The organism is Boseongicola sp. (assembly GCF_057460485.1).
The window spans coordinates 1-10686 of sequence record NZ_JBVCWP010000131.1 but is presented as its reverse complement, the minus strand read 5'-3'; the positions used below and the strand labels follow the sequence as shown (position 1 = coordinate 10686).

Sequence of the window (10686 nt, the reverse complement as noted above, 5' to 3'; positions counted from 1 at the left end):
CACCCCACAGCGCTTTTCGGAATCCGAATGTCATGCCATTTTGAATACAATTCACGGCATTCGGACCCGGTGTTGTCACGAAAACCACCCAAAAGCTGGCGAAAACCAGCCAGCCGCCAAAGCTCATCGCGCGAACGTTGCATTAAGGATCAACTTCAGGGCCGCCGCGTCGGCTTCGGTGAAGGCGTTAGGCAGATTGCTATCAATGTCAAAGACCGCAATCAACGCGCCTGACCGATTGAGAACCGGCAGCACCAACTCAGATCTGGTCGTACTAGCGCATGCGATATGCCCTGGAAACGTATCCACATCCGCAACAATCTGCGCCTTCAAAGTACGCGCGGCTGCACCGCAAACTCCCCTGCCAAAGGGAATTTCGAGGCATCCGTGACCGCCTTGATAAGGGCCGATCTTAAGAAGTTCCGGCGCAACGACGCGATAAAAACCAGTCCAATCAAATCGCGCATCCGCGTGGTGAACCTCGCACGCCAAAGTCGCCATAAGCGCAATAACGTCGGTCTCACCTGCACTTAGTGCAGCAATCCGCTGGGTTAACTCTTCGTATCCCATTTTCGGGCTTTCTTTGGGGTGACCTGAGGGGACAGCGTCGGTCATTTAGAATACGCCTCAAATTGTCTGAAGCCTACTTACAGAATGGTAACCCATTGCGTCTAGGACATAGGGAACCCCTCCTGGCGAGGAAGGAACCAATGGAAATGACGAGGACAGTTTAGACTGGAATACTTAGGATCACCGTGAATGAACATCGCAGTGATACTGCTGTCGCGGTGCGGATCAAAGATATGATGAAGGACTTGACCACGCGTGCAACGGGGCGCGTCGTTGTCGACCTCTCGGCGGTCAATTCTGTTGATTCCAGCGGTCTTGGCGCTGGTGTTGGTAGCATATCAGCTTGGTCGGGGTCGTCGCATGGATTTGGTCGGGCTTAGTCCGTGGGTCGATAAGGTCTTTCGAATGACCCGTATGGATTCAGTCTCTCGGATTTACAAAACTCTCCAAGAGACGCCGCAGGAAACCTGCCGATGCCCCGTGATGCTGCAATGAACCACGTCCGGGCCGACCCACCTTCGACGGCCGCGGGTGGTGTTTTGGCCCGAACGCCATTTCGCGCAAGGTTCGAGAACGGCCGGCTTGGAATTGAGATCGCAATGTCGTTGCTCGACCCGCTTGGCCTTTCGGATGTGGCAACGAGTTCTGGCAAGATCCCTCTGCAGGAAGCGCTAAACAACGTGGTTGAACACGCCTCCCCTGACGGCGCGCCGGGGGATGCAAAGCTTGTGGTGCGCCACGGCCGCGCAGAGCTTTCGGTGGAAATTCGCAACAGCGCGAAGCCAATGCCCAACGGACATGCACTGCTCGGGCAGCACCCAACCGACCTCCAACCAAACAATGATCTACCAAAAGGCGGATTTGGGTGGTTCCATATTAGAGAACCTGCAAAAGACTTCGTCTATGATCGCAAAAACGGAGACCGCTTTCTGATTTTCCGAATGGCAATAGGCGCGCCACCGCCAAGCTTCTACCATCTTTCAAAACACTCGATTGGAAGCGCCTTTTAATTAATGCCCGACACTCAATGGCACCGATTTCTCGCCACATTTTGACCTCATTGATGCCGCAAGAGCAAGTCATGCAAATAAAGTAGCCTAAAAAGCTTCCCTCGGCGCCGCAGTATCACAGCCCCCACCCAGTGTGTGGCGTCGAGGAGTTTTGGGCGACTTGCCAACACACCAATAAGCCGAATTGCCTTCACTGAGTGTCCCGTTAGAGTGCCTCAAAATCCAACAGGCGGGGCAGAATGCGAAATTTCCACAAACCCGGGCGCTCGGCCGTCTATGCCACAAACGCAATGGTCGCGACGTCTCACCCGCTTGCCGCCACTGAAGCACTTACGATCTTACGTGAGGGTGGAAATGCAGCCGATGCCGCCATCGCGGGCGCTGTTTTGCTCGGCGGCTGCGAGCCGCACATGACCGGGCTCGGCGGCGATTGTTTTGCTCTTATCAAACCAGCCGGCAACGAAGATATTATAGCGGTGAATGGCTCGGGTCGCGCGCCCAAAGACACTTCTTCTGATCAACTGCGCTCGCAGGGACTGTCTGAGATCGCCGCTGGCCACCCGGCCTCAATCACAGTGCCGGGTGCAGTTGATGCATTCTGTAAGATCTCCGAAACGCATGGCCGCCTCGGGCTAGACCGCATTCTCGCTCCCGCGATCCATTACTTCGAGGACGGCATTCCGGTCGCGCCGCGAGTTGCTTTCGACATCGCGTCACTTGCGGGCAATCTCGCGGCGAGCGGCAAGAAGCACTATTTGACTGCAGATCGACCGTTCGCTTTGGGCGAGCGTCTGGCACTGCCGGGACAAGCCGAAGTGCTGCGCCGGATTGCTCGGCACGGAAGAGACGCCTTCTATGACGGCGAGGTCGCAGATGACATGCTCACCTCCCTTAAGGCAATTGGGGCACCCCACAGGATCGACGATTTTGCTTCGACCCAAGCGACATGGGACGCCCCCGTCGTTGGCCACTATCGCGGCACTGATCTGGTTGAAAATCCACCCAACGGGCAAGGTGCCACGGCCATTCTTTTGGCACACATCCTTGCAGAATTCGACATTGCCTCAATGGACCCAGCCGGGACGGAGCGGCTGCATCTTGAAACCGAAGCCACCAAACTTGCCTACAATACGCGCAACCGGTTTCTTGCCGATCCCGACCATATGAACCGTCTAAACCACATGCTTGACCCCGCCACGGCCAAATCGCTCGCAGCACTTATTGATCCATCAAAGGCGATTGCAGATTCGACGCCCATCAGCGAGGCAGTGCATAAAGACACTGTCCTGATCACCGTTGTGGATCGTGACGGCATGGCCGTCAGCTTGATCTACTCTATTTTCGCAAGCTTCGGATCGGGTGTTGCCAGCAACCGGTTCGGCATCTTGCTTCACAACCGAGGCAGCGGCTTTAACCTTATCCCCGGACACCCAAACGAAATTGGACCCGGCAAACGCCCCATGCATACGATCCTGCCCGGTATGACCCGTAAAGATGGGCTTATTGATATGACGTTTGGCGTGATGGGCGGGCAGTATCAGGCAACCGGTCACGCCCATATGGTCTCAAATATCGTCGACTTCGGGATGGACCCGCAGGCCGCGATTGATGCACCGCGCGTATTCCCTGAGACCTACGGATTGCGGATTGAGCGCAACTTGTCGGCGGCAACGCGCCAAGGACTAAGTGAACTTGGGCACAATCTGGTGGAGAAAAACGAACCTATTGGCGGCGCGCAAGCCATCCGGATTGACCACGCATCGGGCACATTGATTGGCGGGTCTGATCCGCGAAAGGATGGGATTGCGATTGGCTATTGATCCGCCGTTGCGCTTAATTTAACTGAAAGTACATAGGATAGTGACCGTCGTCAAAGTCGCCAAAGAATTCAGGCAGGTCGGGATGGTCAACGGGTTCGCCCGAATAATCGGCGATAAGGTTTTGTTCCGACACATAGGCCACGTAGTAGCTTTGGTCGTTTTCAGCCAGAAGATGGTAAAACGGCTGCTCTTTTTCAGGCCGGCTTTCTTCCGGGATAGCCTCGTACCATTCGTCAGAATTTGAGAACATTGCATCGACATCAAAAACCACACCGCGAAACGGATGCTTGCGATGGCGAACAACTTGGCCCAATGCGTATTTCGCACGCGTTTTGAACATAACAAAACCCCCTACCTATGTATTAATCTTAGCGAAGGCTCATGTCGAATAAATTGGTAGACTTAAAGGGAAACAGACTGTGAACGTCATCCTGACAGTGGTGGAAATCGTCGCACCTGTGTTCCTTTTGGCGGCCCTCGGGTTTGCCTGGGTGAGGCTTGGCTACGAGTATCGGCTCGACTTCGTGACCAAACTGGCAATGACCCTTGGGGTGCCTTGCCTGATCTTCGTTACGCTTATGCAAGCCGACATTGAAAACGAGGCACTGACAGCAATAGCGACAGCGACCCTTGCGGCCTATGCAATTGTTATCGTGGTATTTTTCGCGGTTACACTTGCTTTCAAGTTGGACCGTCAAACCTTCCTTGCCCCGCTCTCATTTGGAAACACAGGCAACCTCGGGCTGCCACTGGCGCTGTTTGCTTTTGGGGATCTGGGCCTCGGATATGCCGTTGTCGTCTTCGCTGTTATGGCGATCATCTCTTTCACTTTTGGCATTTGGCTTGTGTCCGGTGGCGGCAACCCGCTTTCTTCCCTCAAGGAACCATTGGTCGCAGCAAGTCTCGCAGGCGGACTTTTTCTTTGGATGGAATGGGAAACACCAACGGTTATAACGAATACATTGTCGTTGATTGGGCAACTCGGCATTCCTTTAATGCTTATCACCTTAGGTGTAGCACTCGCCCGCCTAAGCCCCAGCGACATCGCGCGGATGGTTTGGTTGTCCGCCCTAAAGGTCGTGATATGTGTCGCGGTCGCCTGGCCCATTGGACTTTGGTTTCAGCTAAATGACGTCGCATTCGCCGTTCTTGTACTGCAGGTTGCCACCCCCGTAGCCGTGACCTCGTATCTTTTGGCGGAAAAATATGGGGCTGATGCTGATTCTGTAGCGGGCCTTGTGGTTGTCTCAACGTTGATGAGCGTGGGCTTTTTGCCGCTGATCCTCGCTTTCGTTATCTAGCTCACCCACATTCTTGGTTTTCACAACGCAGAAAATCGGGTAAAATATCTCAAAATAATAAAATGAGCGAGTTAGGTATGAGCAGACCCCTTCGCGCCCTGGCATTACTATTGTTCGTCGCAGCTTGCGGCGGTGGCAATAAATATTCGGCGCCCAGAAACCTAGAGAACGCCTGTTCCATCGTGAACGAACGTCCGGCATACTTGTCCGCGATGAAGCGAACTGAACGCCGTTGGGGCGTCCCAGTTGCTGTTCAGATGGCAACGATCTACCAGGAATCCAAATTCATCGGCAACGCACGCACGCCCGTGCAGTATTCGCTTGGGGTGATCCCGATGGGACGACAGTCGTCGGCCTATGGCTATAGCCAGGCTTTGGATGGCACGTGGAGCGACTACAAGCGCGCGCGCGGAAGCTGGGGTGCACGGCGCGATGACATTGACGACGCCACCGATTTCATGGGCTGGTACTTTAACGCATCACGCGATGAACTTGGCATCTCGCTGTCTGACACGCGCAACCAATACCTTGCCTATCACGAAGGGCGAACCGGCTATCGCCGTGGTAGTTACAGGGCAAAAAGTTGGCTTTTAAAAGTGTCAAACGATGTCGCATCTCGCGCCGTGGTGTACGATGCGCAACTCAGGTCCTGCGAAAAGGTCTGAGAAGCCCTTAGCCTTTCCGGTTTTTTTCTTCGCGATTGATGTCAAACAGTCGCGCCGGAATGGGCACGCCTTGCGCGAGGTGCCCCAAAATAACCGTTGTTGTTGCACCCTGCGCGTCGCGGATCACCCATTGGCGCAACTCGACAGGGCCCTCGGTGAATTTCAGCGCGATTGATCCATACTCCGGATGCGCTGGATCTTGCGCTGTAACGATGGTCGCCGTCCCGTCAAACTCATGACCCACAACCATGTTCCGGCGAGCCAGATCGACATTGCGTTCCAGTATCAGATTAAGCGGCGTACGACTTAGGGGGTATCGCTCGGCTGTCCCGACATTCGACTTGCCATCGAAAATCCCGACTTGTCCGGCCCCAGCCATCACCAGTAAATCCGTCGGGGGATCATATTCAAACCGCATCCGCCCCGGACGCCGAATATAAAGCGTGCCAGTGGCAAGCGTGCCGTTATCGTTCACCTGCGTAAACGGCGATTGCGCCGTCTCAATCTTGTTAAGATAAGCCGAAATCGCGTTCAGTGAAAGCCGGTCGGCAAACGCCGGGCCCGCGGCCAATAGGGATGCGGCGCTGGACGCGAGGAATGTTCTGCGGTGCATGAGATACCCTTTTTGCCTGCTTGAAGTCGATATAGGGGGATCAGGCCCACTTCGCCACTGCTAGGCAATATCACGCCTTCGACAGGGGAAATCACGCCCCTGCCAAACCGCTTCTATGATTGCTCCGGCACCAGAATCTCGCGCTTGCCGACATGGTTCGCGGCACTGACCAAGCCGCTGTCTTCCATCTGCTCAACAAGGCGCGCGGCCTTGTTGTAGCCGATTGCAAGTTTACGCTGGATATAGGACGTCGAACATTTGCGATCCTTGATCACGATCTGCACCGCTTGATCGTAAAGCGCGTCCTCGCCGGTGGTGTTCCCACCAAGGCCGAGAACCAGATCAATCTCGCTTTCGCCGTCTTCGTCAGGACCTTCCTGAACGTCCGAGACATACTCCGGCGACCCGAAGCTCTTCAGATGGTTAACGATCTCTTCCACTTCCTGATCGGACACGAACGGTGCATGAACCCGCGTGATTTTCGCGCCGCCCGCCATATAAAGCATATCGCCCATACCCAGCAGTTGCTCGGCACCCATCTCGCCGAGGATTGTGCGGCTATCGATCTTGGAGGTGACCTGGAACGATATCCGGGTTGGGAAGTTGGCTTTGATTGTACCGGTTATGACGTCCACCGATGGACGCTGCGTGGCCATGATCAGGTGGATACCGGACGCACGTGCCATCTGCGCAAGACGTTGAATACACGCCTCTATTTCCTTTCCGGCAACCATCATCAGGTCTGCCATCTCATCTACGATCACCACGATATACGGCAGCGCTACGGGGGCAAATTCTTCGGTTTCGAACACCGGTTCGCCGGTTTGATCGTCGAACCCGGTCTGCACTGTGCGACTGAACATCTCGCCCTTTTTCAGCGCGTCGCGCACCTTGCCGTTGAAGCCCTCGATATTGCGGACGTTCATTTTCGACATCTTGCGATAGCGTTCTTCCATCTCGCCGACGACCCATTTCAGCGCAACAACCGCCTTCTTGGGGTCCGTCACAACCGGGGAAAGCAGGTGTGGAATGCCGTCATAGACCGACAGTTCCAACATCTTCGGGTCGATCATGATCATCCGGCACTCGTCCGGCGTCAGCTTGTAGAGAAGGCTGAGGATCATCGTATTGATCGCAACCGATTTACCCGATCCCGTCGTACCCGCAATCAATAGGTGAGGCATCTTCGCAAGGTTTGCCACCACCGGATCTCCACCGATATCCTTGCCCAGGGCAAGCGGCAAACGGTGGCTTCCATCGCCATAATCGCGGCCAGACAACAATTCTCGAAGCACTACTTTTTCGCGGTTTTCGTTCGGCAGTTCGATGCCGATCACCGTGCGCCCCGGAACAGTAGAAACACGGGCCGAAAGCGCGGACATCGAACGCGCAATATCGTCAGCAAGGCCGATGACCCGGCTCGCTTTCAAACCCGGCGCGGGCTCAAGTTCGTACATCGTCACCACCGGTCCCGGGCGCACACTGACGATTTCGCCCTTCACCCCATAATCATCCAGAACGCTTTCCAGCATCCGCGCGTTCGCTTCCAAAGCCTCATCCGACAGATGATGGCGCACAATTTCGGAAGGATCGCTTAAGAGGCTCAAGGGTGGGATTTCAAATTCGCTGTCGGCGGTCCCGAAGTTCAATTGGGGCTGCGCTTCCGCCTTTGCCCGTTTTGACGGGGTCGCCTTGACCGGCTTATGCTGAACCACAGGGCGCGAGGATTGAAATCCGCCACCAGGCTCATTTTGCGTAACTACCAGTTCGGGCTCGGGCATTTCGCGTTCGGACAGATCATCCGAATAGGTCGCTAGCTCACCGAATTCGTCGAGCATCACCGTGCGCGGAACCCCGCCTCCCACAAGGGGTGGCTCGTCGCGAAGCCCATCTGGGCGGCGAACACGCGAATTCACGGCTTGTGTGACGCGCGCGCTTAGACCGTCCGGCGTGGTTTCAGGTAGCGCTACGGGTTCAACTGAAGGCTTTTTCTTCGTCAAAAGCGACGGGAGGTTCCCCAAGAGGCCCGGTTTTGCAGACGTAGGCGCACCTTCGCGGTAAGCACGGATCGCGCGCAATACTGCCGGGCTGACATCACCATGGTCAACTTCCGGCAAAACATCAGAGGCGGCACGGCGCTCGGCGGCACGGGTCCGTGCATCTGCGGCCATCTGAAGACCTCCCACTGCGCCACGACCCAACGCCGTCATCGCCGTTGCATAAAGAAGGATAGCACCGCCCAAAAGGTAACGTGCGTAGGCCCATAGTTCATCGCGCGTAAAGCCAAGCACAAAGCCGCTCATTGCAATGGCGCCCACAAAAAGGACTAACGCCATAGCCTTTAGACCGGTCCCCGGCGCCACAGGCAGGACGCCAAGAATCGCCCCCAAAATCGTATCGCCGAACAAACCGCCCAGTCCAAACGAATGGGTCCAGTCTGCGCCGGGCAGATGGGTCGATGCATAGATCGCCACCAAAGCCACGCCAATCGGCGCAAAAATCAGTCGCGCCATCGCGCGTTCTTCGCCGTAGTGAAAGAGGAACCGCAGCCCCCAAACGCCCAGAATAGCGGCGATAGCCCAACTGCCATAGCCTGCGATCACATAAAGCGGCGAGGCAATTGCCGCTCCGAAAGGTCCCAGAATATTGCGCGCGGGCGCGTCCGTAGCATTCAGCCAATTCGGATCATCAGGCGAATACGACCCAAGCATCAATGCCACCAAAAGCGCCAACCCTAAAAAGGTCAATCCAATCAACTCTTTGCCCCGGCGCTCAATTATTGCCTGGGTATCACTGTCGAAAAGAGGGTCACGATGCCTTGTCTGAAACGCCATGCTTACCTGTTCCTTACCTATAAATGCAGTCGCGGAGTGCCTCTAAACCGCGTTGCAATTCTTCTTCATTCAAAACCATGGCCACACGAATGTAGCCTGCACCGGGGTTTTCCCCGTCCACATCGCGCGAAAGATACGCGCCAGGCAAAACCCGGACGCCTGTTTCGCGCCAAATCTTCAAAGCCGCTGTTTCGCCGTCATCCACCGGAAGCCACAAAAAGAAACCTGCCTCCGGGGCCGCGCAACCGTCGATGTCTTTAAACACCCGCGCAGCAATTTTGTACTTCGCCTGATACCGCGCCCGGCTTGCATCAACGTGGGCTTCATCCAGCCAAACCGCCGTTGCGGCCTTTTGTAGCGGCACAGGCAACGGCGCCCCCCCATAGGCGCGAAGCTGTCGCAGAAGGCGGATCGTCTCGGGACCGCCCGCAACGAAACCCGAGCGAAGGCCCGGAAGGTTTGATCGCTTGGACAGCGAGTGAAAAACCACAACGCGCTCGGGGTCCATTCCCATTTCGGCCGCCATCTGAAGCGCGCCAACCGGTGGTTCGTTGCGCCAGATTTCGGAATAACACTCGTCCGCGAAGACCCTAAAATCATGCTTTTCAGCCAATGCCAAAAGCGTCCGCCAATATTCGCGGTCTGCCACGGCACCTTGTGGGTTCGACGGAGAGCAAATGTAGGCAACGGTTACACGGTCCAGAACGCTTGGATCGACAGATGTGAAGTCGGGCAGAAAGTCTGTCGCCTTGGTGCAGGGCAGAAAGACCGGTTCGGCGCCGACGGACAAAGCTGCGACCGCATAGACCTGATAGCAAGGGTTTGGCACAAGAACGACTGGACGCCCGCCCGCCTTCGTTTCAGGGCAAAGCGCCATCATCGCGTTATAAAGACCCTCACGCGTGCCGTTCAAAGCCATGATCTGATCAGACGGAACACGCGCATCATAGCGCCGCAAGAGCCAGCCACTGATCGCATCCAACAATTCAGGCGTGCCTTCATTGGGAGGATACTTGCCAAAACCGGCCGTATTGGCGGCAATCACATCCGCAACAAAATCGGGAAACGCATGGCGCGGTTCACCAATAGTCATATGCAACACGTCGCCACCGGGCGCGTGCACGTCTAGCAAAGCCCGCAGACGCGGGAATGCATATTCCGGTAGGCTCGAAAACCGCTCGGGAAATACCATAACTGCCTCAATACCGGGATCATTTTGCCCCGTTTCCCCGCAAGTTAGCCCATCGAGGGCCAAGCGGTCCACTGCGAAGACACCTTTTTCAGACGTACCACCCGAATATTGTGTCTTTTACGCCAGCGCGGCCTCTGCCGCCGCCCCGATCCGCAGGAGTCTTTCTTCAGAAGACCCTTGAAACAGAATGCCACAGGACGGCAAACCGGTCGGCAAAGTAACGCCTGCCAACCCCATAAGATTGCCAATGCGGGTGTTCTGCAAAGTCAAAAGGTTTTCCGCAGCGAAAAGGTCACCGTCTGCCGCAACTGCTGCGCGTTTCGGCGGCAATATCGGCACTGTGGGCAAAATCACCGCATCAAATCCGGCCGTGGCCGCGTTGTAGGTCGCGCGCAGCGCGTCAAGGCGTTGCCATGCCGCAACAAAATCGGCCGCTGATATGGACGCTCCGCTGCGGAACCGCTCGCGGACACGCGGATACATGGCATCAGGATTAGCTTCGATTACCGCCTTCCAGGTGCCATAGGCTTCTGGCGCGAACAACACACCAGCCAAACCCATCGCTTCAGAAACACACTCCAATTCAATCGGTTCAACCGCAGCGCCCGCTGCCTCCAAACGCTCAACAGCACTTTGAAAGGCCGCGCGTGGTGCGTCGCGCAAATTCTCAAAGGCGCTGGT

Annotated in this window: 10 protein-coding genes and 1 pseudogene; 4 read left to right on the top strand and 7 right to left on the bottom strand. The window is 56.0% G+C overall.

Going from position 1 to position 10686, the window contains the following annotated elements; genetic code table 11:
• Both AC221Y_RS14405 and AC221Y_RS14400 read right to left on the bottom strand, forming a co-directional pair.
• Positions 1–127 (bottom strand): annotated as a pseudogene (locus tag AC221Y_RS14405) (LysE family translocator); the annotation flags it as partial.
• Positions 124–570, bottom strand: coding sequence for a GAF domain-containing protein (locus AC221Y_RS14400; protein ID WP_299754079.1), 447 nt, complete (start codon positions 568–570; stop codon positions 124–126). The pseudogene AC221Y_RS14405 and the gene AC221Y_RS14400, both read right to left, overlap by 4 nt.
• A 473-nt stretch (positions 571–1043) precedes the next feature.
• Here AC221Y_RS14400 and AC221Y_RS14395 point away from each other — a divergent pair, with 473 nt between their 5' ends.
• Together AC221Y_RS14395 and AC221Y_RS14390 are read left to right on the top strand one after the other, a co-directional pair.
• Complete coding sequence (locus AC221Y_RS14395; protein ID WP_486707586.1) at positions 1044–1580, top strand: ATP-binding protein; 537 nt, start codon at positions 1044–1046, stop codon at positions 1578–1580.
• Between the two features lie 239 nt (positions 1581–1819).
• Positions 1820–3400 (top strand): gamma-glutamyltransferase family protein, encoded by a 1581-nt coding sequence (locus tag AC221Y_RS14390; RefSeq protein ID WP_299754076.1) that lies wholly within the window; start codon positions 1820–1822, stop codon positions 3398–3400.
• A gap of 13 nt (positions 3401–3413) precedes the next feature.
• Here AC221Y_RS14390 and hspQ read toward each other — a convergent pair whose 3' ends face one another.
• On the bottom strand, positions 3414–3740 hold the full coding sequence (gene hspQ, locus AC221Y_RS14385) for a heat shock protein HspQ (RefSeq protein WP_486707585.1): 327 nt from the start codon (positions 3738–3740) through the stop codon (positions 3414–3416).
• A 79-nt stretch (positions 3741–3819) separates the two neighbouring features.
• Here hspQ and AC221Y_RS14380 point away from each other — a divergent pair, with 79 nt between their 5' ends.
• Together AC221Y_RS14380 and AC221Y_RS14375 are read left to right on the top strand one after the other, a co-directional pair.
• The gene (locus AC221Y_RS14380; RefSeq protein ID WP_299753419.1) at positions 3820–4701 is read left to right on the top strand and encodes an AEC family transporter; all 882 of its coding nucleotides are present in this window, start codon (positions 3820–3822) and stop codon (positions 4699–4701) included.
• 77 nt (positions 4702–4778) lie between these two features.
• Entirely contained in the window at positions 4779–5366 is a 588-nt protein-coding gene (locus tag AC221Y_RS14375; protein ID WP_299753421.1) for a transglycosylase SLT domain-containing protein, read from the top strand.
• A gap of 7 nt (positions 5367–5373) precedes the next feature.
• On the opposite strand, the gene AC221Y_RS14370 is transcribed toward AC221Y_RS14375, so the two are convergent.
• The 4 genes from AC221Y_RS14370 to AC221Y_RS14355 form a co-directional block, all read right to left on the bottom strand.
• On the bottom strand, positions 5374–5979 hold the full coding sequence (locus tag AC221Y_RS14370; RefSeq protein WP_299753423.1) for a LolA family protein: 606 nt from the start codon (positions 5977–5979) through the stop codon (positions 5374–5376).
• 113 nt (positions 5980–6092) lie between these two features.
• Entirely contained in the window at positions 6093–8813 is a 2721-nt protein-coding gene (locus AC221Y_RS14365; RefSeq protein ID WP_299753425.1) for a DNA translocase FtsK, read from the bottom strand.
• Between the two features lie 13 nt (positions 8814–8826).
• Positions 8827–10005, bottom strand: coding sequence for an aminotransferase class I/II-fold pyridoxal phosphate-dependent enzyme (locus AC221Y_RS14360; RefSeq protein WP_299753463.1), 1179 nt, complete (start codon positions 10003–10005; stop codon positions 8827–8829).
• 117 nt (positions 10006–10122) lie between these two features.
• The coding region (locus AC221Y_RS14355) for an amidase family protein (protein ID WP_486707584.1) at positions 10123–10686 on the bottom strand (564 nt) is incomplete at its 5' end.

Bases quoted from the DNA above. Each gene is read 5' to 3' on its own strand.
- AC221Y_RS14375 (WP_299753421.1), top strand. From the start codon at position 4,779: ATGAGCAGACCCCTTCGCGCCCTGGCATTACTATTGTTCGTCGCAGCT.
- AC221Y_RS14400 (WP_299754079.1), bottom strand. From the start codon at position 570: ATGGGATACGAAGAGTTAACCCAGCGGATTGCTGCACTAAGTGCAGGT.
- AC221Y_RS14365 (WP_299753425.1), bottom strand. From the start codon at position 8,813: ATGGCGTTTCAGACAAGGCATCGTGACCCTCTTTTCGACAGTGATACC.
- hspQ (WP_486707585.1), bottom strand. From the start codon at position 3,740: ATGTTCAAAACGCGTGCGAAATACGCATTGGGCCAAGTTGTTCGCCAT.
- AC221Y_RS14360 (WP_299753463.1), bottom strand. From the start codon at position 10,005: ATGGTATTTCCCGAGCGGTTTTCGAGCCTACCGGAATATGCATTCCCG.
- AC221Y_RS14395 (WP_486707586.1), top strand. From the start codon at position 1,044: ATGCCCCGTGATGCTGCAATGAACCACGTCCGGGCCGACCCACCTTCG.
- AC221Y_RS14390 (WP_299754076.1), top strand. From the start codon at position 1,820: ATGCGAAATTTCCACAAACCCGGGCGCTCGGCCGTCTATGCCACAAAC.
- AC221Y_RS14370 (WP_299753423.1), bottom strand. From the start codon at position 5,979: ATGCACCGCAGAACATTCCTCGCGTCCAGCGCCGCATCCCTATTGGCC.